Annotated in this window: 19 protein-coding genes, 1 tRNA gene and 3 rRNA genes; 11 read left to right on the top strand and 12 right to left on the bottom strand. The window is 45.7% G+C overall.

All coding sequences use genetic code 11. The annotated features are described in order from the left end of the window. The first annotated feature begins 69 nt into the window (after positions 1–69). Genes cgtA through folA form a run of 4 tightly spaced genes read left to right on the top strand, consistent with a single transcriptional unit; the run spans position 70 to position 3,084 of the window. Positions 70–1,242: an Obg family GTPase CgtA gene (cgtA, locus tag OV592_RS02905; RefSeq protein WP_406610325.1), complete on the top strand. Its 1,173-nt coding sequence runs from the start codon at positions 70–72 to the stop codon at positions 1,240–1,242. A gap of 38 nt (positions 1,243–1,280) precedes the next feature. Then, entirely contained in the window at positions 1,281–2,102 is an 822-nt protein-coding gene (locus OV592_RS02910) for a threonine/serine exporter ThrE family protein (protein WP_406610327.1), read from the top strand. Between the two features lies 1 nt (position 2,103). Next, positions 2,104–2,571, top strand: coding sequence for a threonine/serine exporter family protein (locus OV592_RS02915; RefSeq protein ID WP_152785513.1), 468 nt, complete (start codon positions 2,104–2,106; stop codon positions 2,569–2,571). 27 nt (positions 2,572–2,598) lie between these two features. Continuing rightward, positions 2,599–3,084 carry a type 3 dihydrofolate reductase gene (folA, locus tag OV592_RS02920; RefSeq protein WP_016403737.1) on the top strand — a complete coding sequence of 162 codons (486 nt, stop codon included), beginning with the start codon at positions 2,599–2,601 and terminating at the stop codon, positions 3,082–3,084. On the opposite strand, the gene OV592_RS02925 is transcribed toward folA, so the two are convergent. The 6 genes from OV592_RS02925 to lptD all read right to left on the bottom strand — a co-directional run bounded on the left by OV592_RS02925 (position 3,081) and on the right by lptD (position 9,687). Next, the gene (locus tag OV592_RS02925; RefSeq protein WP_406610329.1) at positions 3,081–3,911 is read right to left on the bottom strand and encodes a symmetrical bis(5'-nucleosyl)-tetraphosphatase; all 831 of its coding nucleotides are present in this window, start codon (positions 3,909–3,911) and stop codon (positions 3,081–3,083) included. The two genes, folA and OV592_RS02925, sit on opposite strands and share 4 nt — an antisense overlap. 13 nt (positions 3,912–3,924) lie before the next feature. Continuing rightward, the gene (apaG, locus tag OV592_RS02930) at positions 3,925–4,308 is read right to left on the bottom strand and encodes a Co2+/Mg2+ efflux protein ApaG (protein WP_016403735.1); all 384 of its coding nucleotides are present in this window, start codon (positions 4,306–4,308) and stop codon (positions 3,925–3,927) included. Next, positions 4,301–5,131, bottom strand: coding sequence for a 16S rRNA (adenine(1518)-N(6)/adenine(1519)-N(6))-dimethyltransferase RsmA (rsmA, locus tag OV592_RS02935; RefSeq protein ID WP_016403734.1), 831 nt, complete (start codon positions 5,129–5,131; stop codon positions 4,301–4,303). Before rsmA ends, apaG begins: the two co-directional genes overlap by 8 nt. Next, complete coding sequence (gene pdxA, locus OV592_RS02940; RefSeq protein WP_406610331.1) at positions 5,124–6,122, bottom strand: 4-hydroxythreonine-4-phosphate dehydrogenase PdxA; 999 nt, start codon at positions 6,120–6,122, stop codon at positions 5,124–5,126. Before pdxA ends, rsmA begins: the two co-directional genes overlap by 8 nt. Next, complete coding sequence (surA, locus tag OV592_RS02945; RefSeq protein ID WP_406610332.1) at positions 6,119–7,396, bottom strand: peptidylprolyl isomerase SurA; 1,278 nt, start codon at positions 7,394–7,396, stop codon at positions 6,119–6,121. Before surA ends, pdxA begins: the two co-directional genes overlap by 4 nt. 62 nt (positions 7,397–7,458) lie before the next feature. Then, on the bottom strand, positions 7,459–9,687 hold the full coding sequence (gene lptD / locus OV592_RS02950; RefSeq protein ID WP_406610333.1) for an LPS assembly protein LptD: 2,229 nt from the start codon (positions 9,685–9,687) through the stop codon (positions 7,459–7,461). 198 nt (positions 9,688–9,885) lie between these two features. Here lptD and OV592_RS02955 point away from each other — a divergent pair, with 198 nt between their 5' ends. The 3 genes from OV592_RS02955 to djlA are packed head-to-tail and all read left to right on the top strand — an operon-like array spanning position 9,886 to position 12,361. Beyond that, on the top strand, positions 9,886–10,878 hold the full coding sequence (locus OV592_RS02955; protein WP_406610334.1) for an aminoglycoside phosphotransferase family protein: 993 nt from the start codon (positions 9,886–9,888) through the stop codon (positions 10,876–10,878). Further along, positions 10,875–11,555 (top strand): N-acetylmuramate alpha-1-phosphate uridylyltransferase MurU, encoded by a 681-nt coding sequence (gene murU, locus OV592_RS02960; RefSeq protein ID WP_406610336.1) that lies wholly within the window; start codon positions 10,875–10,877, stop codon positions 11,553–11,555. Before OV592_RS02955 ends, murU begins: the two co-directional genes overlap by 4 nt. Before the next feature lie 2 nt (positions 11,556–11,557). After that, positions 11,558–12,361: a co-chaperone DjlA gene (gene djlA, locus OV592_RS02965; RefSeq protein WP_220719072.1), complete on the top strand. Its 804-nt coding sequence runs from the start codon at positions 11,558–11,560 to the stop codon at positions 12,359–12,361. Here the strand turns inward: djlA and OV592_RS02970 are convergent. The 4 genes from OV592_RS02970 to rapA all read right to left on the bottom strand — a co-directional run bounded on the left by OV592_RS02970 (position 12,354) and on the right by rapA (position 18,143). Further along, positions 12,354–13,310, bottom strand: coding sequence for a D-2-hydroxyacid dehydrogenase (locus OV592_RS02970; RefSeq protein ID WP_406610337.1), 957 nt, complete (start codon positions 13,308–13,310; stop codon positions 12,354–12,356). The genes djlA and OV592_RS02970 overlap by 8 nt on opposite strands. Before the next feature lie 81 nt (positions 13,311–13,391). Beyond that, positions 13,392–14,174, bottom strand: a complete 783-nt coding sequence (locus tag OV592_RS02975; RefSeq protein ID WP_406610338.1) for a DUF3530 family protein — start codon at positions 14,172–14,174, stop codon at positions 13,392–13,394. A 62-nt stretch (positions 14,175–14,236) separates the two neighbouring features. Then, positions 14,237–14,887 carry a pseudouridine synthase gene (locus OV592_RS02980; RefSeq protein ID WP_406610339.1) on the bottom strand — a complete coding sequence of 217 codons (651 nt, stop codon included), beginning with the start codon at positions 14,885–14,887 and terminating at the stop codon, positions 14,237–14,239. 337 nt (positions 14,888–15,224) lie between these two features. Beyond that, the gene (gene rapA / locus OV592_RS02985) at positions 15,225–18,143 is read right to left on the bottom strand and encodes an RNA polymerase-associated protein RapA (RefSeq protein WP_406610340.1); all 2,919 of its coding nucleotides are present in this window, start codon (positions 18,141–18,143) and stop codon (positions 15,225–15,227) included. Between the two features lie 581 nt (positions 18,144–18,724). Here rapA and OV592_RS02990 point away from each other — a divergent pair. The 4 genes from OV592_RS02990 to rrf all read left to right on the top strand — a co-directional run bounded on the left by OV592_RS02990 (position 18,725) and on the right by rrf (position 23,806). After that, positions 18,725–20,269 (top strand): 16S ribosomal RNA (locus OV592_RS02990). A gap of 105 nt (positions 20,270–20,374) precedes the next feature. Continuing rightward, positions 20,375–20,450, top strand: a tRNA-Glu gene (locus OV592_RS02995). A 241-nt stretch (positions 20,451–20,691) separates the two neighbouring features. Further along, positions 20,692–23,579 (top strand): 23S ribosomal RNA (locus OV592_RS03000). Positions 23,580–23,690: 111 nt separating this feature from the next. Then, a 5S ribosomal RNA gene (gene rrf / locus OV592_RS03005) occupies positions 23,691–23,806 on the top strand. The 16S, 23S and 5S rRNA genes sit together here with 1 tRNA gene alongside, the layout of an rRNA operon. A 104-nt stretch (positions 23,807–23,910) precedes the next feature. Here rrf and OV592_RS03010 read toward each other — a convergent pair. Together OV592_RS03010 and OV592_RS03015 are read right to left on the bottom strand one after the other, a co-directional pair. After that, the gene (locus OV592_RS03010) at positions 23,911–24,033 is read right to left on the bottom strand and encodes a hypothetical protein (RefSeq protein ID WP_406610341.1); all 123 of its coding nucleotides are present in this window, start codon (positions 24,031–24,033) and stop codon (positions 23,911–23,913) included. Positions 24,034–24,488: 455 nt separating this feature from the next. After that, the gene (locus OV592_RS03015) at positions 24,489–26,090 is read right to left on the bottom strand and encodes a Wzy polymerase domain-containing protein (protein WP_406610342.1); all 1,602 of its coding nucleotides are present in this window, start codon (positions 26,088–26,090) and stop codon (positions 24,489–24,491) included. Positions 26,091–26,348: the final 258 nt, after the last annotated feature.

Below are 26,348 nucleotides of genomic sequence, written 5' to 3' on the forward strand. Positions count from 1 at the left end.
AGAAACCACTATTTCGCTTACGAAGTAGGCGTGGTGCATTATAGTTAAGCGATAATGCTGGAGTGAAAAATGAAATTTGTAGATGAAGCGGTAATTAAAGTAGACGCGGGTGACGGCGGCAACGGCACCATTAGTTTCCGTCGCGAGAAGTATGTACCACGTGGCGGTCCTGATGGTGGTGATGGCGGAGATGGCGGCAGCGTATATTTAGTTGCCGATGAAAACCTAAACACCTTGATTGATTACCGCTTTGAGCGTTTTCATAAAGCTGAGCGTGGCGAAAATGGCCAGGGTTCTAATTGTACTGGTAAGCGTGGTGAGGATTTAGAGTTGCCTGTGCCGGTTGGTACGCGAGCGCGTGATCAAGACACTGGAGAGATCCTTGGCGATCTTACCCAACATAAACAACGTTTGTTGGTGGCTAAAGGTGGTTTTCATGGTTTAGGTAATACTCGCTTTAAGAGCAGTACTAACCGTGCGCCTCGTCGTAAATCTAACGGTACTCCCGGTGAGGTTCGTAACCTTCAATTGGAGCTATTGCTACTTGCCGACGTAGGCATGTTGGGTTTGCCAAATGCGGGTAAATCCACATTTATTCGCAGCGTATCTGCAGCTAAACCTAAGGTGGCAGACTACCCATTTACCACACTTATCCCTAATTTAGGCGTGGTGCGTCAATCAGAAAACCGCGGTTTTGTTATTGCTGATATTCCCGGTTTGATTGAGGGCGCTGCAGACGGAGCAGGGCTTGGCGTACGTTTCTTGAAGCACCTAGAGCGTTGTCGTGTATTGTTGCATATGGTAGATGTGCTGCCGCCAGATGGTAGCGACCCAGCGGAAAATGCCATCACCATTATCAACGAGCTAGAGCAATACAGCGAAAAGCTATTCGAAAAACCACGTTGGTTGGTATTTAATAAAGTCGACTTAGTGCTTGAAGAAGAAGCTGAAGAGATCCGCCAAAAAGTGATTGAAGCACTAGATTGGCAAGGAGAGGTTTTCTCAATTTCTGCTTTAGAAAACAATGGAACTAAAGACATTTGTAAAGCGATTGGTCAATTTATCGAAACCCTACCAGTGGTTGAAGAAGAAATGGCCGAGCGTGAAGAAGTTAAGTTTCAGTGGGATGACTATCATCAACAACAAATCGACAAAGCAAACCAAGAAGATTGGGATGATGAAGACGACGATGATGACTGGGATGATGACGATTATGATGTAGAGGTTATCTACCAGCCATAGTAAGCTATCAGTAGTGGTAGTATTACTTGGATCGTTACATGTTACGCTCATTTAGAAACTCTCCGGAGCCTGTTCAGGCTCCGGTTCGTATTATTTCTCTAGAACAACAAACTCGAATTTGTCGCGTTGCAGTTCAAGCTGGCAGAATCATGCAGCAGCATGGCGCTGAAAGTAAGCTAATTGAAGAAACGACAGTCCGTTTAGGCAAAGCCTTAGGGCTGGATAGCGTAGAGTTGGCAATTACTGCTAATGCGCTGATCCTCACAGGTTTATCTCAAGGTCGTTGTATTACAACTACCCGCCGAGTGTACGACCGCGGTATTAACATGCATATGGTATGCGAAGTGCAGCGGATCACCATCATGGCAGAAAAGCAGCTATTAGATGTTGATGACGTAGTAAAACGTTTAGAGCGCTTGCAGCCATACAAACATAATCGCTGGTTAGTGGTATTCATGATTGGTTTGTCTTGCGCGTGTTTTAGCCGATTATTTGGCGGTGATTGGGCGGTATTTGCAATGACCTTTGTCGCCTCTGCTGTTGCTATGTTGTTTCGCCAAGAAATGGCGCATCGCCACCATAACCCCATTCTTAATTTTGGCATGACCGCCTTTGTGGCTACTACTATCGCCGGTTTGGCGGTACGTTATGATATAGGCAACCAACCGCAAACGGTAATGGCGGCTTCTGTGCTGCTGTTGGTACCAGGCTTCCCATTGATTAATGCCGTTTCAGATATGGTAAAAGGTCATATCAGTATGGGGATCTCTCGCTGGTTTTTTGCCTCTCTGCTTAGTTTGGGCGTGGCCATGGGAATCGCGTTGTCGATGTGGGCCACTGGCGTAAGCGGGTGGTTATAAGATGATTGAATTACTCGCACTATTAGTTGAAGACGCGCTATTTTCAGCGGTGCCTGCGGTTGGCTTCGCCATGGTGTTTAATGTGCCTACTCGCATGTTAGGTTTTTGCGCCATTGGTGGTGCGTTTGCACATAGCCTCAGAACGTTATGTATTTACTGGGGAGTGCCACTTGAATGGGCAACCTTAGTGGCGTCTACCAGCGTGGGCTTAATTGGCGTTTATTGGTCACGCCGTTATTTAATTCCACGGCCAGTATTTACGGTAGCCTCTATTATTCCGATGATTCCGGGTAGTTATGCGTTTACTACCATGGTGGGAATTATTAGCTTATACAGCAATGGTTTTAGTGAACCTTTATTAGCTACCATTATCGAAAATGGTTTAAGAACAATGTTTATTTTAATGGCCTTGAGTTTTGGCTTGGCGATACCATCGGTAGTGATATACCGTGGTCGGCCAATTGTTTAGAGCCCTAAGTTTAAAAAAGGTAAAACAGTGAAAGTAGCAATGATAGCCGCAATGGCGAAGCAACGAGTCATCGGCAAAGATAACCAAATGCCTTGGCATTTACCGGCCGATCTTAAGCATTTTAAAGCGGTTACTATGGGCAAGCCGGTTATTATGGGGCGCTTAACTTATCAGTCAATTGGTCGCCCACTGCCGGGTCGATTAAATATAGTGGTAAGTCGCAATGTGGATTTGGTCATAGAGGGGGTTACGGTAGTTAACACCGTTCAGGCAGCTTTAGATTTAGTTAAAGACGAAGCCGAGGTGATGGTTATTGGCGGCGGAAATATTTACCAACAGTGTTTAGCGTTTGCCGATACCCTGTATTTAACCTTTATTGAAAAAGAGGTGGAAGGGGACGCTCACTTCCCAGATTACCAAAAGTATCAATGGCAACAACTTGCTAGCGAAAAGCACCTAGCTGATGAGAAAAACCCTTACAACTATGAGTTTGTTACCTTAGAGCGCGTTTAGTTGCTTATATTTTTGTCTAGGCAATCTTGAGTGTACATGCGCTGGTCTTCCCAGCGCAGCATGGATAAACGATTACCCCATACACAGCCTGTATCCAGCCCAGACACTAAGTCGTGCTTACTTTTGCCCATTAGAGCAGCCCAGTGCCCAAATACGATATGCGTTTCTTTAAGGTGCTTTCCGGGGATTTCAAACCAAGGTTTTAGGTTAGGGTTAGTATTTTTGTTGGGGGGCAGCTTTGATTCAAAATCAAGGCTAGCATCAGGGAAGCAATAACGCATCCGGGTAAACACATTGATAATGCACCGCAGGCGGTCATACCCCACTAGTTCATCACTCCAATGTGCGGGTTCATTACTGTACATATTCTTAAGTAACGACAAGTAGTCATTACCTGAAAGCTGTTTGTGAATTTCCTTGCCGAGTTTGAGTGCTTTGCTGACTTTCCATTTGGGGTAGATGCCCGCATGCACCATTACTACATCGAAGTCTGGGTGTTTCTTAATTAAGGGTTGTTGGCGCAGCCAATACAGTAATTCGTTTTTGTCGGGGGCTTCGAGTAAATCTTGTAGCTTGTCGCGACGTTTAGCCCGGTGAATACCGTTGGCTACCGCTAACAAATGCAAATCGTGATTACCCAAAACTATCTGAGCAGCGCTGCCTAGCTCCTTAACGAAGCGTAAGGTTTCTAGAGATTTAGGGCCTCGAGCAACTAAGTCTCCGGCGAGCCAGAGTTGATCTTTTTTAGTGGAGAACTTGCACTGTTTTAGTAGTGCTTTTAATTCATCCAAGCAACCTTGGATGTCACCAACAAAATAAGTCGCCATGGCTCACCTATAATTAGTGAAGCTTATTTGGAAGTGATAAGCGAAACGGTGGGATCTCCGCTTCAAACTCGTTACCAGCTTCGTCAATCAGGGTGTAACTGCCTTGCATTACGCCTACTTCGGTCGCTAACACTGCACTGCTAGTATAGGAAAAAGGTTTTTCAGGCTTGAGGTGGGGTTGCTTACCTACTACACCGTCGCCTTTCACCTCATTTACTTTACCGTCGCCATCGGTGATTACCCAATGGCGACGCAATAGCTGTAGCGCTTCAGCGCTGCAGTTGCGAATAGTGATGGTGTAAAAAAAAGCGAATTGTTGTTTTTCTGGAACAGAGTGCTCAGGTAAAAAGCCTGATTCAACTTCAATATCCAAATCATATTCTGGCGTATTACTCATCGCTGCTAGAAGCCTGCAATAACTGATTTTTATCAATGTAATTAGCAATATCACAAAATTGCTGAATAGTTAAATTTTCTGGTCGCAGCGTGGGCTTTAAATCGAGCTCGGCGAGGTGCTCAACCGTAAGTAAATTGCCTAAAGCATTACGAATTGTTTTACGGCGCTGATTAAAGGCCTCTTTACATACTCTATCTAGGGTTGCTAATGAGTTCAGCGGATAAAGAGTCGTTTCGTAGGGCTCTAAGCGAACTACCGCTGAATCAACCTTTGGTGGTGGCGCGAACGCTTCAGGCGGTACTTCTAGAGCTGGCATTACATTACATTGCACTTGGGTCATTACACTTAAACGGCCGTACGCTTTGCTATCGGGGCCAGCAGCCATGCGTTTCACCACTTCTTTTTGCAGCATAAAGTGCATATCAGAAATAGCGCTAGTAAAGCTAAGCAAGTGGAAAATAAGCGGTGTAGAAATGTTGTAAGGCAAGTTACCGAATACCCGCATTTTCTGCTCAGGCTTGGCTAACTGCATGAAGTCGAATTTAAGTGCATCAATTTCATGAATAGTTAGTTTGCTAGCTAGCGTTGGGTGCTCGCGTAAACGCTGCGCTAAATCGCGGTCTAACTCTACCACTTGTAGGTGGCCAGCAGTGGTAGCAACGGGCTCAGTTAAAGCGCCTAAGCCTGGGCCAATTTCAACCAGGTTTTCACCTGCTTGAGGGTAAATAGTCGCGACAATTTGGCTAATAACCGAGTCGTTGTTAAGGAAGTTTTGACCAAAACGTTTACGGGCGCGGTGCCCTTGATGAACTTGTTTATTCATGTTCTCGCTCTACCATATCAATGGCTTGTTCGATGGCGGTAATCATACTTCCATGATCGGCTTTACCAGTTCCCGCTAGCTCTAAGGCTGTTCCATGGTCAACTGAGGTTCTTATAAAGGGTAGGCCAAGGGTAATGTTTACTGACTGACCAAAACCTTTATATTTTAGCACTGGTAGGCCTTGGTCGTGGTACATGGCTAACACTGCATCAGCTTCTGCCAGATACTTATCTTGGAAGAGTGTATCTGCAGGTAATGGACCGATTAAGTTCATACCATGTTGCTCACGCATTTCATCAAGCAAAGGGATAATAATATCTAGCTCTTCGCGACCAAGGTGGCCATCTTCACCAGCATGGGGATTTAGGCCACAGACAAATATCTTAGGTTGTTTAATCGCGAACTTGGTTTGCAGGTCGTGATGTAAAATGCTGATAATATTATGTAGTCGCTCATGAGTAATGGCTTTGGCTACATAAGCTAAGGGCAGGTGAGTGGTTGCCAAGGCAACCCGCAAGCCTTCAGTTGCCAGCATCATAACCACATCGGCAGTACCTGACTGCTGAGCAAAAAATTCGGTATGACCACTAAAAGACACGCCAGCTTTATTAATAATACCCTTGTGCACAGGGCCGGTAACTACTGCAGCAAACTGGCCATTCATGTTGCCATCACTAGCAAATTTTAAGGTATTTAGCACATAGTGGCCATTGGCCTCATCTAACTGACCAGCTACTGCCGGACTTGCCATCGCAATTGGCGCAACCGTTAAGGTGCCAGCCGCTTGCGGTTTAGCGGCTTGTTCTGGCTGATAAGGGAGTAGGGTAATATCCATTGCCAATTCATTAGCGCGCTCTTTTAGCAAGCGAGGGTCAGCAACTACCACTAACTCCATTGGCCAATCACGTTGGCTAATGGCCAGCACTAAATCTGGACCAATACCAGCCGGTTCACCAGGGGTGATGGCTATTCTAGCAACGGCCTTACTCATGCATCACCGTCCAATATCTCTACGTAGGCTTCTTCGCGCAGCTCTTCTTGCCATGATTGAGTTTCTTCATTGAACTTACGATTGAAGATCATCTGATATGCACGGTTTTTGCTGGCTTTATTGGTAGTGTCGGTGGTGCGTTTGTCTAGAACTTCCATCAAATGCCAGCCAAAGGTAGAACGGAAAGGTTGGCTTAATTCTCCTACCTCCAAACGTGTTGCTGTGTCTCTGAATGCTGGTACAAATACACTAGGATCAGACCACCCCAATTCACCACCACGTACGGCTGAGCCTGGGTCTTCAGAGTATTGGCGCGCTAGCTCTTCAAATGTCACTTCACCTAAGATTAATTGTTGGCGGAATTCTGATAATAAACTCTGCGCCTTTTTATCGCTCAGAATTATTGAAGGTTTAATTAGAATATGACGAGCATTCACTTCCAAGGTTTCTACTTTTTGTAAACCTTCAGCGTCTAAAACCATAATGATATGTAGACCTGAATCTGTGCGAATAGGTCCCATTACTGACCCTTGGTGCTGGTTTCTAACCACACCCGCAAACAAAGTAGGCATCTCTTCAATGGTCATCCACCCCCAATCACCACCTTCCAAGGCTTTAGGACCTTGTGAATGAGTCATTGCCAATTGATTAAAGTTTTCACCATCTTTAAGCTGTTGAACTAGGTTCTCTGCCAGCTGTTGAGTGGCTTGTTCGTCACTAGAGATACGCAGTAAAATGTGACCAACATGATAGCGAACAGTGCCTTTATCTTGCTCTTCAATCAGTTTCATTAAGGCATCAATTTCTTGCTCTGAAACATTAACTCGACGCTGTACTTGGCTGCGACCTACTTCGCCAAGAACAATTTCAGTGCGAATATCTTCACGAAACTGGTTATAGCTAATGCCTTGCTTGGTTAAGTCATCTAAGAACTCTTCACGACTTTTGTTTTCACCAGCAATAATGTTATCGATGGTGTTCTCTAACTGGCTGTCGCTAATTTTAATACCCAGGCGGTCGGCCAATTGAAGTTGCAAACTCTCCAAAATAAGCCTGTCCATTACTTGTTGTTGTAATTCATCTTCAGGTGGTAGCTCTTGTTCTGCCCCTTTGGCATTGCGCAGAACTTTATTGGTGAGTCCTTCAACTTGGCTCTGAGTGATCACATCATTATTGACAATGGCGACAACTTTATCGAGCAATTGCTCTTGAGCCCGAACCAGCCCAGTAGCAAGCATAAACATACTTACACTAAGCAAAATTAATCTTTTCATTTCGTTCCTATCATTACTGCGAGCAAAACGCCGCTTACTCTACCATATTTGGGTTAAAGGTTTTAATTGTTGAGGTAAAAGGGGCGCCCGTATTTGAAATTGCCGCCTTCTAGCATTTCTTCTCGGCTACTGGTATCGCTGCCACCTAAGCCTTTAATTTCAAAGTCGAGGCGTAGCGAGGTGTCAAACTCGCCCACTCGGTCAACGCCTGAGGAGTCATCCACATAGGTGCTTTGTAAGCCTCGTTGATATGTAAGGCGAATGCCCCAACAACAAGAGTTATATTGCACACCCAAGTAGCTTTCGATACTGCGGTCTAAAATCATGTCGCGATAATAACTACCTACAGCAGAAACGCTATCGGTAATTGGCCAAGCAACCTTAGTACCTACTTGGTTTACGTCGCTAACCATGGTTTCAGTGGCTTGCGAATAGCGGTAATTCATTTGCACTAGCTTTTGTGCTTCTGGGCGCCATTCTATAGCCGCATTCGCCTTGTTAAGTCGACCTTCCAAAGTATCAATTTGAAAGCCGGTATGTCCGTACCAATCTTTTTGAATATTGGCGTCCGCTTCAAAAGCCAGCGCAGAGCTAGAGTTATCAGAAGGCTCACTACCCGGAATTAAAGTGGTACGGCTGGGCTCAAAGTAAATGATTTGACCTAGACTCAAACGCAATGTCTCTTGGTTACTGGGCGATAAAAAGCGCGAATGCACCCCAAGAGTGATTTGATTCGCATCGGCAATTCGGTCTAAACCGCTATAGCGTTTGTCTCTAAATAAGCCGTAGTAATCTTGTTGCAGATTATCGGTATCGTAAATACCAATATCATCTTGATTGGTATAAGGGATATATAGGTATTTGATTACTGGCTCTAGGGTTTGGGTGTAATTATCGCCAAACCAAAGAGTGTTGCGGTCAAAGTTTAAGCCGCCTTCAACACTCACTTTAGGTAGAGTACGATTGACTGAGCTGGCTAAATAGTCGTACTCAAAGTTAGTGCCTTTGTCTTGGCTATAGTAGGTATGCATTAAAGCTAAGTCAGCTTTGAAAAAGCCTGCTGGCACCACATATGGCAAACTTAAACTAGGTTCAAAGTGCACCCGTTGTGCAGTGTATAAGCTACTATCACTGTGAGTGAAATTACTGATTTCTGAATCAAAGCCAAACTGCAGCGTTTGCCAGTTCAAATCCCAGTCACCGGCAAAGCTTAACTGCGGAAGCAGTGTATGTGGTTGCTCGGTGTTACCCAGTACCTGAAAATCTTGCACTAACAGCTCGGTGTACCAGTTTTTGGTGTGATAACCCACATCGCCGGTTTGCAGCAACTGGTTCTCATTTACCTTTCCAAGCTTGTCGCCTAAGTCATTAAAGTAGTTATCATCACTAATACGGGTGTAATCAGTATTAAAGCGCCAGTGACGCTGGTATTGCCCTTTGTGGTCCCAGTGAAATAAGTATCGATCACGGTCTAATTCACGGTCGTTAGCGAGATATTCGGCATTCAAATTACCGTTGTTTTGCCCAAGCAAATATCTGAATTCAGTTTGCAGTTGTATACCGCGGCGTGTCATCAAGCGAGGGGTAATGGTTGCATCAAAATTCGGAGCAATGTTCCAGTAGTAAGGGGTGGAGACATCCACACCGTTTTTAGTGGACGTAGAGATACTAGGGAATAAGAAACCACTGTGGCGTTGGTCGCCGATGGGGTAAGAAAAATACGGTAAATACATTACCGGCACGTTAAATAGCCTAACAGTGGCATTTTTTGTGGTTGCCCATTGTTCACTAGAGTCGATATCAATTTTTTCTGCGCGAATTTCCCAAGTAACATCATCAGGTGGGCAAGCGGTATAGCTGGCATCTTCTAATGATAAGTTCTGCTCATCATTGATCATTAAGTTGCTGGCTTCGCCACGACCTTGTTGTTCAAACAGTTGGTATTCAGCAGAGTTAAGTGTGGCTTGATGGTCTTTTAAGTTGGCGTCGAAAGTATCACTTTTTACGCTGACTAAATTATCTTGAAACTCAATGTTGCCGCTCGCTTTTAGGGTTTGCGCTTGCTCATCTAACACAGTGTTTTCGGCTTTTAATGCGCGAGGGCCTTGGGAGAACTCAACATTACCGCTAAAACTGGCTTTATCGCCTTGTTTTGCATGCAATTCATCGGCGGCAATAACATAAGGCGCGGTAGGATCTACCGGGCCGGATTTAATGCGTTCTGGGACGTGTGCTCGGCACTGAGGCATAGACAACGGTGTTTCTGCGTAAGCACTGAGGCTGGAAAGCAACGCCGCTAATCCTAGCGATGTTTGCAGGCACCGTTTAGTTACGAACATATAAATGTGAACCATTCCCTGATATAAACAAATTCCAAGCTAGTAACGTCAACGTTGTGCTTAATGAATTCTGTGGTTAAAGTTAGCCGCTTATAATACTGGATTTATTGGTGAGCGGCTATTTAAAGGCTGTTATTAGTATAAGAAATTATGAGTAATTTAGTGCGCGAATCTGCTTTACAGCAATGGCTGTCAAAAACCTTAGACATTGTTTCTCCTGAGCTAACGATGATCAGTGGCGACGCCAGTTTTAGGCGCTACTTTCGTTTTCAACTTTCTAATGGTGACACTGCCATTGCCGTTGATGCGCCGCCCTCCACCGAGAAAAACCAACAGTTTGTTGATATTGCTAATGCCTTAAGTGCACAAGCGCTGCCTGTACCTAAGGTGCTAGCAGCAAATATTGATGCCGGTTTTCTATGTGTTGAAGACCTCGGCTCCACCATGCTTGAGCAAGTGCTAAGTGCCGATACTGCTTCTGAACTTTATAGACAAGCGCTTGCATTAATCGTTCAACTTCAGGCTACTAAGCGTGAAGATTTGGCAGAAATGGAAGAGTTTGACCAAGCATTTATTCAACGTGAATTAGATATATTTGCTGATTGGTTTGTTGAAGCAGAGTTGCAGGTGGGAGAAGGTTGGCAGCAGCGTTGTGATTGGCAAGGCTTATGTAACAATGTCAGCCAAGCTATTTTAGAACAGCCTTATGCACCTATGCATCGTGATTTTCATAGTCGAAATTTGATGCTCAATCAGCAGCAAATGGTGATGATTGATTTTCAGGATATGGTTTGGGGGCCTATTGCTTACGATGTGGTTTCATTGCTGCGTGATTGTTATATCGCTTGGCCACCAGAGTTAGTGAGTCACTTGCAGCAAGCATACCTCAACCAAAAGTCGGCATATTTGGTTGAGGGTATCGAACCGAGCACTTGGCAGCGCTGGTTTGATCTCACTGGTTTGCAGCGGCATATTAAAGCGCTAGGGATATTTTGCAGATTAGATCATCGGGATGGTAAAACTGCCTATCGTGAAGCCATTCCTCAAACACTCGAATATGTACTTCAAGTGACCAAGCGTTATCCTGAATTACAGGCATTTCATCAGTGGATTAGCCCTATAGCAAAAGAGTTTGAAGCATGAGCCAAATTCGCACCGCAATGATTTTGGCAGCGGGACGCGGCGAGCGGATGCGTCCGTTAACTGATAATTGCCCAAAACCATTATTAAACGTTGCTGGCAAAGCTTTGATTAACTGGCATATCGACAAATTGGTTACCGCAGGCGTAACACGCATCGTAATAAATACCGCTTATTTAGGCGAGATGGTTGAAGCACATGTGGGCCAAGGTGACAAATGGGGAATCGAGGTGCTTTATAGTCATGAATCTAGTGCCTTAGAAACGGCCGGGGGAATTGTTAACGCCTTACCCATTATCGCTAGTGAGCAGTTCTTGGTGATTAATGGGGATGTTTGGAATAATTGGGATTACCAAGCTATTTGCCAAAATAATCAAACAGACAGTGATGCCCATTTATACTTGGTGGCCAATCCCTGCCACAACCTAACCGGTGATTTCAGCTTGGAGCAAGGTTTGGTGATAGATAAGCCTGAGTTTACATTTAGTGGTGTAGCCATTTATCATCAACGCTTTTTTCAGCATGTGCCTAGCGGTAAACAAGCACTTGCACCTTTATTGCGTGCAGCAATGTTAAGCCAACAAGTGAGTGGTCAACTACAAGGCGGCCAATGGGTAGATGTGGGGACACCTGAGCGGCTTCAACAACTAGACCAGCAATTAACCAAAGATAGAGAATAGTGATGCGAATTTGGGGAAAAGTATTAGGCGTATTTTTTGGCTTTATGTTTGGTGGGCCTTTTGGTGCCTTGCTTGGCCTATGGCTAGGTCATCGGTTTGATAAAGCGGTAGGCGGCAATTTTGCCTTCTCGGCAGCAAGTAGCCAAGCTGCTCAGCAAGCCTTTTTATTCTCTACCTTTGCGGTGCTTGGCCATATTGCTAAGTCAAAAGGCGTGGTTACTCAACAAGAGATTCAGGTCGCTAACTTTTTGATGGATCAAATGCGGCTGCAAGGCGAAGCTAGGCGCCAAGCTCAAGATGCTTTTCGCCAAGGTAAAGATGCAGACTTCCCCTTGGAGGAGCAAATTTCTCGCTTTGTTAGCGCGGTTAATGGGCGTCGTGATTTATTGCAAATGTTCATGGAAATCCAGCTGCAAGGGGTGTTTGCAGATGGCGTAATCGACGACAGTGAACATGCTTTATTAAAGCGTGTAGCCAAGGCTTTAGGCTTCTCGGAAGCAGAGCTTCAGGCGATGATTTCGCGCTGGGAAGCCGAGCTCAAGTTCCATCGCCATGGTGGTCAACGCCAAAGCGCGCAAAGTAGCGCTAAGCAGCTAGAAGAAGCCTACCAAATCTTAGGCGTTAACCAACAAGATAGTGACCAGCAAATCAAACGTGCTTACCGCAAACTAATGAGTCAGCATCATCCCGATAAGTTAGTCGCCAAGGGCTTACCACCAGAAATGATGGAGCTAGCTAAGCAGCGCACTCAAGATATTCAACAGGCTTACGAGTTAGTCAAACAGCAACGCAAGAGCGCTAATTAGCGAATACTTGGTGGCGTGGTTTTCCTGCTACAAATGCTTCGATATTATCGATCAATTGGTCAGCCAACACTTGCATGTTTTGGCTGCTCGCCCAGCCCACATGTGGGGTAAGTATAAAGTTATTTAGGCTAAGTGCTTGCATCAGTGGGCTGTCGTGCGTAGGTGGTTCACATTCAGAGACATCACTTGCCGCGCCAGCAATTTGCTTGCTTTGCAAAGCCTGTAATAAAGCCTGCTCATTAACTATTCCGCCACGTGCAGTGTTAATCAGTAAGGCTGTCTCCTTCATCATTTCTAACTCTGGCTCGCCAAATAGATCCTTAGTCTGCGGAGTCAGTGGACAATGGATGCTAATCACATCTGCATTGCTAACTGCTTCTTCAAAGGCAACTCTGCCTGGGCGAGGAGTTTGGCCTTTGTGTTCTGCCATTACCACCTCCATGCCTAAATTACTGGCTAATTGGGCGGTCGCTTGGCCCAAGTTGCCGCCGCCTATTATTGCCAGCGTTTGCTTAGCCAAGTTATCGATGGGGAAATCAAAAAAACAAAATTGCTTAGCGTGTTGCCAACGATCTTGTTGAATCGCCTGGTGGTAGGCTAATACATTGCGCCTAAGATTAAACATCAGCGCCAAGCTGTGTTCGGCAATGCTTTGAGCGGCATAATTTCTTATATTACTAACAACGATGCCAAGTTCTTCGGCTGCCGCTAGATCCACGTTGTTGGTCCCGGTAGCTGCAACCGCAATCATTTTTAGCTGTGGCAATTGAGTTAATGTATCCCTACTTAATTGCACTTTATTCACAATGATGATGTTTGCATCTTGGCAGCGCTCACGTACTTGTTGTGGTGTGGAGCTGGGGTACTCTTGCCATTGATGAGCAAAACTGGGACGTGCCAAGTTGATATGGCTAGCTAGGGTGAGGCGATCTAAAAAAACTATTTTCATGGCAAGCTATTAGCGAGAGTTTGTGGCCCTCAGCTTAGCAATATCTTGTGGTTGCCTCCAGCACTAGAGAGGAGTCTTAGCTTAATACCAGCCCAGTGCGTTAAACCAGCCGTAAACCGTTTTATTTAGTTTTGCGCTGTTGGGCGCGGTATCGGCAGTGGCGGGTAAATGGGTTTGTCGGTAGTTTAGCTTTTGATTTTTGTTACTGGCTATTAAACGTTGCTCTCGGGCTTGTTGCTGCCAATGGTTATAGTGCTCGGCATAAATATCTAGCACTGGAATAGCCAGTGTTGCGGTTTGTTCCGCCAGTTTTTTATTCAGCGTTTGATTAGGGTAATAAGCACTAATGAGTACTATACCATCGGGCTGTTCTAGCTCGTCTTCGGCAAGCAATTCAACCAGCCATGCTCCCATAACACCCTGTGCAATAATCACTTGAAAACCAAACTGCTCAGCCTGATTTTGTTTAGCTGCTTGAATAAGCGCTTGTAAGCTTTGCTTGTATTGCTGCAGTTGCTCATCATTTTCGGTTTCTGCTTCTGCTTGCTGCATTAAACCTGACATGGGCTTAGGGGGTAAAATGGCGCCGGTTTCCCAGCCTAGTTTGGGAAGAGCCTGGCGAAGTGAATCAATACTGTTGGGAGCGCTTGGTGATATACCCCAATCGGGAAGTAAAATAATGGTGCCACGTTTTTGCGGGGTTTCTTCTTCTAGCCATAAACTAACAAATTGTTGTTGCTCTACATCCAGCTGTTTTAATTCCCCATTTACTGGCCAATGGCTAAAATCTTGAGGCTGAACCTCTGCAAATGCGCAGTTTATTGCTAATAAACTGGAGAGAAAGCAATACTTAGCAAGCTGCACAGTTTGGGTTCCTTGGAGAGATATATGCTTAATGTATCGGACAATACCCAGCTTTGCTTTAACTAAAATGGCGGGGCACACTCAAATTCCATAAATTGCTCCGTTTCTGGATGATAAAAACCTAATTTGGCAGCATGAAGGTGTAAGCGTTCGCTTAGCGCTTTTGACTGTTGGCATGCGTAAAATCCATCGCCAACAATGGGGCAGCCTAGTTGTTGCATATGCACCCGTAGTTGGTGGGTTCGTCCGGTTATCGGTTTAAGTTCAACTAAGCTTGTTTGAGGCCTTTGCTCAATAATCTGCCAGTGTGTTAAAGCGTCTTTGCCTTGTTCAAAATCTACGATTTGTTTGGGGCGATTAGGCCAATCACAACGTAGTGGCAGGTTTACTTCGCCATGCTCTTGCTCTGGATGACCAAAGATCTCGGCATAGTAGGTTTTAGTGGTGCGTCGTTGCTGAAACTGACGACTCAAGTGGCTTTGGGCTGGCTTGCCTAAGGCCATAACTATTAGCCCTGAGGTTGCCATATCTAGGCGGTGCACAACTTTAATGTCTGGCCAAACTCGTTGAGCGCGATCCCACAAGCTATCTTTCTCAAGCCGACCAGGTACCGACAGTAAACCACTGGCTTTGTTAAATACAATTACAGCTTCGTCTTGGTAAACAACACTAAAGTAGGGGGACATTGGAGGGCGATAAACAAAATCTGGCATCAGTACAGCTCTAAAAAATAAGGCCCTAGTGTAAGCTAAGGCCTGCTATTAAATAAAATAGAATTTCGATTTGCTAGGGGCTGTTGATCTTTGGTGTTGAAATTTTGTTCGAGATAAGCGGGCTTTAATCGCGGCGAGCACTTAGAAGCCTAGTGGGCTAAGCAAGAAGTGCTTAACAAAGAGTAAAGTTCGCTTATCCGAACCTTTCGGGCAGCATTTCTTAGCCATTTATTCAGCGTTAGCGAGTGATTATTAAGCCCACTTAACTGCACACTCACTGCCTTGCCTAAATGGCTAAGAAATTGCTGCAAAAACCATCATCAAAGATCTACAGCCCCTAGTTGTGCGATACCAATATTACCCGCAGCGCATCTAATTTTACTTGGGCTTTCTGTAGGTAGTCGCCAGCATTGTCACGTAAGCTTCGTAAGGTATCTAATTCATCTTTACGAATGCTTGGGTTTACAGCGCTTAAGGCTTCAAGGCGTTCAAGCTCGCCATTTAAGCTTTGCTTCATATGCTCACTGGCTTGTTCAACAATAGTTGCTAATTGTTGTTGGGCGAGCTCATTGGCTTGTGCAAGCAAAGGATGAATTTGTGTTTGTGAAGCACTAATCAACTTAGCGGCTAAGTGGCGGTTAACCGCAGAAAGCTGCTGATTGAACTGTTCAAAATCAACATTAGCAGACAAGTTTCCGCCGTTTTTATCCAGCAAAATACGCACCGGTGTAGCGGGCAAGTATCGCTCAATTTGGTACTCGGCAGGTGCGCTGGTTTCTACTACAAAGATCCCTTCAACAAATAAGCTACCTACTGGTAAGGCGCGATTCTTGAGTAAGGCTACTGACGTTGTGCCTAAGTCGGCCCCCAAGATAGTATCGATACAGCTTTGAATCAGCGGGTGTTCCCAAGACATAAGTTGAATTTCGTCTCGGCTAAGCGCAGTGTTTCTGTCATAAGTAATGGTGCAACCGTCTTCCGGCAAGCCATTAATAGACGGCACTAGCATTTGTTCACTCGCATGCAGTACCAAGGCATTTTCACCTTTGTCATCTTGGTTGATGCCAATGGTATCGAACAACCGTAGGCTAAACGTCACAAAATGGGGGTCTTGCTCTGCTGCTTGAATTTTCTCAATGAGTTCTGCAGCTTTGTTGCCACCACTTGAGTGTATTTCTAACAAGCGGTCACGACCGGCATCTAACTTGGCTTTTACTTCATGGTAACGCTTAGCTGTTTCTTTTATTAGTGTGTTTAGTTCTGCTTCGTCTGGCGTGTTTTGCCCCAGCAGGCTTGTTAAGGTTTCACCAAATTCAGCAAAAATGGCTGAGCCTGCTGGACAGGTTTGTTCAAAGGCGTTTAAACCCTCATGGTACCAACGTAACAGTGTTTGTTGTGGTGTACCTTCTAAATAAGGAACATGAATTTGAATATCGTTTTGTTGGCCAATACGATCCAGGCGACCAATTCGTTGCTCTAAGAGGTCAGGGTTCGTTGGCAAATCAAATAACACGATATGGTGCGCAAACTGGAAGTTGCGCCCTTCAGAGCCAATTTCTGAACACACCATTAATTGTGCGCCGGCTTCGCCTTGAGCAAAATAAGCTGCGGCTTTATCACGTTCAATTAACGACATGTCTTCATGGAAGACGGTACCGCGAATACCTTCGCGAGTGCGTACCGCATCTTCTATAGCTAGCGCTGTGGCTGCTTTAGCGCAGATTAGTAACACTTTCTTTTGTTTGTGCGCCAGTAAAAAACCAATTAACCAGTCGATACGTGGGTCGAACTTACACCAGCTGGCTTCCCCTTCGCTTTCACCTTCAAATTGCTGGTAGAGCTCTTCGGGGAACATTAATTGATTATTGGCACCAGCGTTACTGCCTTGCATCATTTGCTGTACTTTTAATGCAGTTTTATATTGGCTAGGTAAGCTGAGAGGGTAGCTAGCCAGTTGGCGCATCGGAAACCCTTCAATCGCGCTGCGGGTATTTCTAAACAATACTCGGCCTGTGCCGTGGCGATCTAATAGATGTTGTAGTAACTCTTCACGCGCCTGTTGTTGCTGTTCATAACTTGAAGCGCTGTCATTTATGAGCGCGAGCAAAGGCTCAATATCATTTTCGCTTAACAGTTCACTAAGTTGATTAGCTTGCTCGGTGCTTAGTAGGCTACTGGCCAGCAAAGACTGGGCAGCTTCCGCTACCGGCTGATAGTGCTGCTCTTCATCTATAAAGGCCTGGTAGTCGTAAAAGCGGTCAGGATCGAGCAACCTTAAGCGGGCAAAGTGACTTTGGTGGCCAAGTTGATCCGGCGTAGCGGTAAGTAGCAAAACGCCGGCAATTTGTTTGGCCAGTGTTTCAATGATTTGGTATTCCCGACTTGGTGTTGCTTCATCCCATTGCAGGTGATGTGCTTCATCTACAATCATCAAGTCCCAATCAGCTTCTGCAACTTGTTCAAAACGTTTTTTGCTGCCGCGTAAAAAGCTAAGGCTACACAATACTAATTGTTCGGTTTCAAAAGGGTTGTCAGCTTCGGCATAAGCTTCAATGCAGCGGTCTTCATCAAACAAGCTAAAGTGCATGTTAAAGCGGCGCAGCATTTCTATTAGCCACTGGTATTGCAGGGCGTCAGGCACAATAATCAATACTCGTTTAGCTAAGCCTGCAATAAGCTGCTGGTGGATAATTAAGCCTGCTTCAATGGTTTTACCTAAACCCACTTCATCAGACAGCAATACCCGAGGAGAAATACGCCGACCTACTTCGCTTGCGATATAAAGCTGGTGTGGAATTAGGCTAACTTTACCGCCCATTAAGCCTTTTAACTCAGACTGCTGTTGTTCAAAGCGTTTCACTAAGGTTTGGTAACGCACAACAAAACTATCAAAGCGGTCAACTTGGCCAGCAAAAAGTCGGTCTTGAGGTTTGTTAAACTTGAGGAAGTGGCTTAAGAACATTTCACGTAGCTGAACCGTTTCTTCTGTATCGTGACGAACGCCATGATAAACAATCAACTCATCCGCTTCTTCAACTTCAGTGATGGTCATCGACCAATCTTCAGTACTGGTTATGTCATCACCAACATTAAATACCACTCGAGTAACTGGTGCGTCCGCCATGGCATAAAAGCGATTCTCACCGCTAGCAGGGAACAACAAGGTAACCATCCTACCTTCAATAGCAACTACGGTACCTAAACCTAACTCAGATTCTGAATCACTGATCCAGCGTTGGCCGATAGAAAATGACATCAGCAAGAGACTCCACAGGAAAAAGGGCGGCTATGGTATCCAATACACAGGTGAAGTAAACCCAGTATTACAACAAAACCAACATATATATGGTCAAGGTAGCTAAGGCCCATAATAAAGCACTAAAACTAAACTATAGTTATTGGGCTCAAATCTGGCGAATTCAGTCAAAAAAGGTGCAATTTGTTTGCTATCTGAACACTTAAACGTGTTTCTGTGATTTTCTTCAAAAAACGCTTGCGCCGCGGGAATCGATCCCTATAATGCACCTCCACTGACACGGCACGCAGCGCGCTAAAGCGAAGCAAGGCTAGGTCAGGGTTAGCAAGGCCTAGGGCTAAGTTAGCCGGCTCTCAAACTTCTTTTTAAAATGTTTTAAAAAGCGGTTGACAGCCACAGAGGAAAGCGTAGAATGCGCACCTCGCTTCGATTGAGAAGCAACGCTCTTTAACAATTTATCAAGCAATCTGTGTGAGCACTCACAGGACCTTAAGCGAAAAAATTAAGCTTAAGTGAACTGGAGTCTTGCACTGTAAAACACAGTAATAATTTCAGTTTTTAACTTTGAGCGAAAAAACTTTTGATTGAAGAGTTTGATCATGGCTCAGATTGAACGCTGGCGGCAGGCTTAACACATGCAAGTCGAGCGGTAACAGAGAGTAGCTTGCTACTTTGCTGACGAGCGGCGGACGGGTGAGTAATGCTTGGGAATATGCCTTTACGTGGGGGACAACAGTTGGAAACGACTGCTAATACCGCATAATGTCTTCGGACCAAAGGAGGGGATGCTTCGGCACCTTTCGCGTAAAGATTAGCCCAAGTGGGATTAGCTAGTTGGTAAGGTAATGGCTTACCAAGGCGACGATCCCTAGCTGGTTTGAGAGGATGATCAGCCACACTGGGACTGAGACACGGCCCAGACTCCTACGGGAGGCAGCAGTGGGGAATATTGCACAATGGGCGAAAGCCTGATGCAGCCATGCCGCGTGTGTGAAGAAGGCCTTCGGGTTGTAAAGCACTTTCAGTCGTGAGGAAGGGGTAGTAATTAATACTTGCTATCTTTGACGTTAGCGACAGAAGAAGGACCGGCTAACTCCGTGCCAGCAGCCGCGGTAATACGGAGGGTCCGAGCGTTAATCGGAATTACTGGGCGTAAAGCGTACGCAGGCGGCTTGTTAAGCCAGATGTGAAATCCCCGGGCTCAACCTGGGAATGGCATTTGGAACTGGCAAGCTAGAGTTTTGTAGAGGGTGGTAGAATTTCAGGTGTAGCGGTGAAATGCGTAGAGATCTGAAGGAATACCAGTGGCGAAGGCGGCCACCTGGACAAAAACTGACGCTCATGTACGAAAGCGTGGGGAGCAAACAGGATTAGATACCCTGGTAGTCCACGCCGTAAACGATGTCTACTAGTTGTCTGTGAGTTTAACTCGTGGGTAACGCAGCTAACGCATTAAGTAGACCGCCTGGGGAGTACGGCCGCAAGGTTAAAACTCAAATGAATTGACGGGGGCCCGCACAAGCGGTGGAGCATGTGGTTTAATTCGATGCAACGCGAAGAACCTTACCTGCCCTTGACATACTGAGAACTTACCAGAGATGGTTTGGTGCCTTCGGGAACTCAGATACAGGTGCTGCATGGCTGTCGTCAGCTCGTGTCGTGAGATGTTGGGTTAAGTCCCGCAACGAGCGCAACCCCTATCCTTATTTGCCAGCACGTAATGGTGGGAACTCTAGGGAGACTGCCGGTGATAAACCGGAGGAAGGTGGGGACGACGTCAAGTCATCATGGCCCTTACGGGCAGGGCTACACACGTGCTACAATGGCATGTACAGAGGGATGCGAACTCGCGAGAGCAAGCGGACCCCAAAAAGCATGTCGTAGTCCGGATCGGAGTCTGCAACTCGACTCCGTGAAGTCGGAATCGCTAGTAATCGTAGATCAGAATGCTACGGTGAATACGTTCCCGGGCCTTGTACACACCGCCCGTCACACCATGGGAGTGGGCTGCAAAAGAAGTGGGTAGTTTAACCTTCGGGAGGACGCTCACCACTTTGTGGTTCATGACTGGGGTGAAGTCGTAACAAGGTAGCCCTAGGGGAACCTGGGGCTGGATCACCTCCTTATTATGATGCTTAGGTTTTGTGACGTGTTCACACAGATTGCTTGATGAAAAAGAAAAGAGAGAAGTTCTAGTGTGGTGTAGAACCAACGAGAACAGCTACTGCAGTGTCCCGTTCGTCTAGAGGCCTAGGACACCGCCCTTTCACGGCGGTAACAGGGGTTCAAATCCCCTACGGGATACCATTTTCTCTCACTGGTTTGAGAATACAAAGCTAAGCATTTGTTTATATAGTGCTTAGCTTTGGTTTCTAAGGAACCAATTGCTCTTTAACAATTTGGAAAAGCTGATAAAAAATATCTCAAGAATATGAGTTTAATAACAAGTGTTCTTGGTATTCAAAAATAAGGTGATCGTACTCGAATGGCAGGATTTATACAGCCTGACCATTCAAGTGATTTAAGCGACAACATTTAGGTGTTGTATGGTTAAGTGACTAAGCGTATACGGTGGATGCCTTGGCAGTCAGAGGCGATGAAGGACGTGTTAATCTGCGATAAGCCATGTTAAGTCGATAAAAGACGTTATAGACATGGATTTCCGAATGGGGAAACCCACTGCATTTTATGCAGTATCGTAACGTGAATACATAGCGTTGCGAGGCGAACCCGGGGAACTGAAACATCTAAGTACCCGGAGGAAAAGAAATCAACCGAGATTCTGGTAGTAGCGGCGAGCGAACCCGGATTAGCCCTTAAGCTTTTAGGTGATTAGTGGAACATTCTGGAAAGGATGGCGATACAGGGTGATAGCCCCGTACATGAAAATCTACTTTAAGTGAAATCGAGTAGGACGGCACACGTGATATGTTGTCTGAATATGGGGGGACCATCCTCCAAGGCTAAATACTCCTGACTGACCGATAGTGAACCAGTACCGTGAGGGAAAGGCGAAAAGAACCCCTGTGAGGGGAGTGAAATAGAACCTGAAACCGTATACGTACAAGCAGTGGGAGCCCCTTCGTGGGGTGACTGCGTACCTTTTGTATAATGGGTCAACGACTTAATTTCAGTAGCAAGGTTAAGCGAATAGCGGAGCCGTAGGGAAACCGAGTGTTAACTGCGCGCATAGTTGCTGGGATTAGACCCGAAACCCGGTGATCTAGCCATGGGCAGGTTGAAGATTGGGTAACACCAATTGGAGGACCGAACCGACTAATGTTGAAAAATTAGCGGATGACTTGTGGCTGGGGGTGAAAGGCCAATCAAACCGGGAGATAGCTGGTTCTCCTCGAAAGCTATTTAGGTAGCGCCTCGAGCGAATACTGATGGGGGTAGAGCACTGTTAAGGCTAGGGGGTCATCCCGACTTACCAACCCTTTGCAAACTCCGAATACCATCAAGTACTACTCGGGAGACACACGGCGGGTGCTAACGTCCGTCGTGGAAAGGGAAACAACCCAGACCGTCAGCTAAGGTCCCAAAGTGTATGTTAAGTGGGAAACGATGTGGGAAGGCTTAGACAGCCAGGATGTTGGCTTAGAAGCAGCCATCATTTAAAGAAAGCGTAATAGCTCACTGGTCGAGTCGGCCTGCGCGGAAGATGTAACGGGGCTAAACATACCACCGAAGCTACGGGAGCATGCTTGCATGCTCGGTAGAGGAGCGTTCTGTAAGCCGTTGAAGGTGATTCGTAAGGATTGCTGGAGGTATCAGAAGTGCGAATGTTGACATGAGTAACGATAAAGGGGGTGAAAAGCCCCCTCGCCGAAAGACCAAGGTTTCCTGTCCAATGTTAATCAGGGCAGGGTGAGTCGGCCCCTAAGGCGAGACTGAAAAGTGTAGTCGATGGGAAACAGGTTAATATTCCTGTACTTCGTATAATTGCGATGGGAGGACGGAGAAGGCTAGGCCAGCGTGGCGATGGTTGTCCACGTGAAAGGCAGTAGGCGGTAAACTTAGGCAAATCCGGGTTTACATTACGCTGAGAGTTGATGACGAGTGTCTACGGACACGAAGTGGTTGATGCCCTGCTTCCAGGAAAAGTCTCTAAGCTTCAGATTATACGAAACCGTACCCCAAACCGACACAGGTGGTTGGGTAGAGAATACCAAGGCGCTTGAGAGAACTCGGGTGAAGGAACTAGGCAAAATGGTACCGTAACTTCGGGAGAAGGTACGCTCTTGATGGTGATGGGACTTGCTCCCTAAGCTGCTGAGAGTCGCAGATACCAGTTGGCTGCAACTGTTTATTAAAAACACAGCACTGTGCTAAATCGAAAGATGACGTATACGGTGTGACGCCTGCCCGGTGCCGGAAGGTTAATTGATGTGGTTAGCGCAAGCGAAGCTATTGATCGAAGCCCCGGTAAACGGCGGCCGTAACTATAACGGTCCTAAGGTAGCGAAATTCCTTGTCGGGTAAGTTCCGACCTGCACGAATGGCGTAATGATGGCCAAGCTGTCTCCACCCGAGACTCAGTGAAATTGAAATTGCCGTGAAGATGCGGTGTACCCGCGGCTAGACGGAAAGACCCCGTGAACCTTTACTACAGCTTGACACTGAACATTGACCCTACATGTGTAGGATAGGTGGGAGGCTTTGAAGCGTTGTCGCCAGATGACGTGGAGCCGACCTTGAAATACCACCCTTGTAGTGTTGATGTTCTAACGTTGGTCCCTTATCGGGATTGCGGACAGTGTCTGGTGGGTAGTTTGACTGGGGCGGTCTCCTCCCAAAGAGTAACGGAGGAGCACGAAGGTTGGCTAAGTATGGTCGGACATCATACGGTTAGTGCAATGGCATAAGCCAGCTTAACTGCGAGACAGACACGTCGAGCAGGTACGAAAGTAGGTCATAGTGATCCGGTGGTTCTGTATGGAAGGGCCATCGCTCAACGGATAAAAGGTACTCCGGGGATAACAGGCTGATACCGCCCAAGAGTTCATATCGACGGCGGTGTTTGGCACCTCGATGTCGGCTCATCACATCCTGGGGCTGAAGTCGGTCCCAAGGGTATGGCTGTTCGCCATTTAAAGTGGTACGCGAGCTGGGTTTAGAACGTCGTGAGACAGTTCGGTCCCTATCTGCCGTGGGCGTTTGAGAATTGAGGGGAGCTGCTCCTAGTACGAGAGGACCGGAGTGGACGAACCGCTGGTGTTTGGGTTGTTATGCCAATAGCATTGCCCAGTAGCTACGTTCGGAACTGATAACCGCTGAAAGCATCTAAGCGGGAAGCAGGCCTCGAGATTAATTCTCACTAGGACTTTAAGTCCTCTGAAGGGCCGTTGGAGACTACAACGTTGATAGGCAAGGTGTGTAAGTGCTGTGAGGCATTGAGCTAACTTGTACTAATTACCCGTGAGGCTTAACCATACAACACCTAAAGGGTGTTGCTTATAGATACTTTATTTTAGAAACCATGAATACTTGTTAGTGCTCATGAGATGTTTCAGCTTTTTCGAATGTTAAAGACAACAGTTTTTGCCTGGTGGCAATAGCGTTGTGGACCCACCTGACTCCATGCCGAACTCAGAAGTGAAACGCAACTGCGCCGATGATAGTGTGGGGCTTCCCCATGTGAAAGTAGGTCACCGCCAGGCTCTCATACTAAGCCCTCGTCTAATGACGAGGGCTTTTTTATTGCCCGCGATTTAGTCTCACCCACAAACCAAATACTCAAGCCTCAATCATTTCATCAACAGCACTAACCTAGTGCATCACAGACATCGCCCTCTTGCACATACAAGGTTGACCAGTGATTACGCTTGGCGTGTTTTTTAGCAAGGCTCGCCCGCTCGCTTAACTCGTTGATACTTAGTGGTCGCATGTGTTCATCGTCTAAGTCTATGCAGATAGTGTTGAGGGACTTTTTCTTAAGTTAATGAAATCTTTCTTAAGGTATTGGATTCTAGGAGGTGTACTAGGTGTGTGGTTGGGTCAAAATTCGAAATAACAAAACCCTCTTGTTGCTAGCAGGCTTTAGATTCTGACTTATATGATAGTTGTAGGCTTATTAAAACCTTAGATTAGAAAGGTACTTTCGAATTAGTCAAACAACTCTGGGTGGGGCAGGCCAAACTCACTTCTGTTGTAGTGGCTTTAAAGGTAGTTGAAGTGAATATGTGATTGTTCAGCAACTGCGGAACTAAAGAGCATGAAGCGTTGGCGCTATTCTTACTAAAAAGAGTTTTCGAACTAACAATCGGTAAACTGCGGATGATCTGGCTTGAATAAATTTGCTAGTGGTGAGTAAAACTAGTTTTGCTCACCACCTGCTTTTACTTAACTAGGCGTTTGAATCTTAATATAGGGTTTTAAACTGGGAACGTTATTTAAACTGATTTGCTCAGGGAGGTTGTGTTGTGCTTCTATAAGCATATCTACTGCTGGTTTAATATCACCGAGCTTTACCAAGGCGTTAATTTGATGAATATACAGTTGTGGTAAAGGCTTTTTGTCAATCTCAGTTTTATTCCATAGCAAATACTGCCTTAGTGTTTCCTCACCGCCATTAGTCGCGGAAACAAGCTTATAGGATACACGTTCGGAATTTGGATATATGTCGTTAGCCAGTTTGTCATTAGCTTTAGCTTGTTCGTTTAAGCCTAGAGCTCGTAAAGCAACTGAGCGATTATAAAAATGTTCAGTTCTGGCTTGCCTCTTTAACAGCTGTTCTGACCATGCTAGGTAGCCTTTAAGTTCTTCTTTGAGACCTAAAGACAAAGCTGCGTTTAACCTAAATGACATAGCGTTGAATTCATAGCGAGTTTGCAAGGGTACTGGATTGATCACTTCTTCGAGCAAAGCTACATTTGTACTACCGGTTCGTTCAAATTGGGTGATTTTATGGATGGCCTGTAAACCAGTTGCCATGAACACGATAGTGAAGCATGGTATTAGAGCTCCAAATATCTTTGGGGCAAATTTAGCCGGGAACGTTTTGGCTATAATTTCATCACTTCTTAGAATTTGAGTGATCAATATGCAGAATAGAATCCATAAGATAGCTGAGTGATAAAAAGGCAGTTCAGTCATGCAGTGAAGTAGGCTGGGAAACAATATTGCAAAATAAAACAATCCCTTAGCCCAGCCTTGTTTGAGCATGCTCTGGATTATTAGGAAAGCCATCGCGAACAAAGCTGTGACTGGCAGAAGTCCACCTTCAACCGCCCAGTAAGCTAGTTCGTTATGGGGGTGAGCTACATTAAAATGATAACCATCGATTAAGCCTTGTTGATTAAGTAAAGCCTGAGCTACATGGTAAACACCGTCATAAGCACCATAACCCCAGCCTAACAGCGGTTGCTGCTTAAACAGCTGCCAACTAACTTCAAGCATTGTTACTCTATAAGCTGTGGTTGCGCCACCTAAGGCATCTCTTGCTTCGTTAGAGTTGAATAGTTCTGGAAGCATAGGTGCTAAAACTCCCAACAAAATACTAACTAGCCACCATCTAAGGTGCGATAAATTTGCAGTTTTAAATAGGTAAGGAGCCATTAGCGGGAGTATAAGAAACAACGCTACTACAGTTGTCCTAGATCCTGTTAAGAAACATACCCATGTTGCTGCAAAGCTAGATACAAGTATAAGTAAGAGCTGCCATTTTTCGTTTATAGCTTGTTGTGACAATAACCAAGCGGATATGGCTGGACCAAACAGCACAAAGGTTCCTAAGACATTAGGTTGTTGGAAAATACCTGACGCTCTGGTTGAATTAACATTGAAGCCGACCCAATTACCCGCTGTTAATAGGTACATTTGGGTTAATGCATAAAGGCTCTCAATTAAGACTGCTGCAACAATCAGGTACATCATTTGCTGCCATTGCTTTTGGCTTATTTCAAGCTGAAGTATTGAGAAGATAAGCAGTAAACCTGCTGCCAACCCGATTAAACGGTCTAAAGCAAAAGCACCAAATTCAGCATTTGGATAAAACAGTGGGATCCATAAGCCAAAAGCACAAATAGCTAAACCAATAAGTGTTTTGTTATAGCGCAAAGTTTGCGATTGACTTACTTTAATAAGGCCAAGGCCGATAAGAATGCTAGCAAAGCACCAAACAACCAAATTAAAAGGGAGGGCTAGGCCTGTTCCACCTTGGTTGTGTTGAAAGTAGTGCATGCCTAGCAACATCATTGCAGT

It is taken from the genome of Agarivorans sp. JK6, assembly GCF_045277145.1.
GTDB classification, from domain to species: Bacteria; Pseudomonadota; Gammaproteobacteria; order Enterobacterales; family Celerinatantimonadaceae; genus Agarivorans; species Agarivorans albus.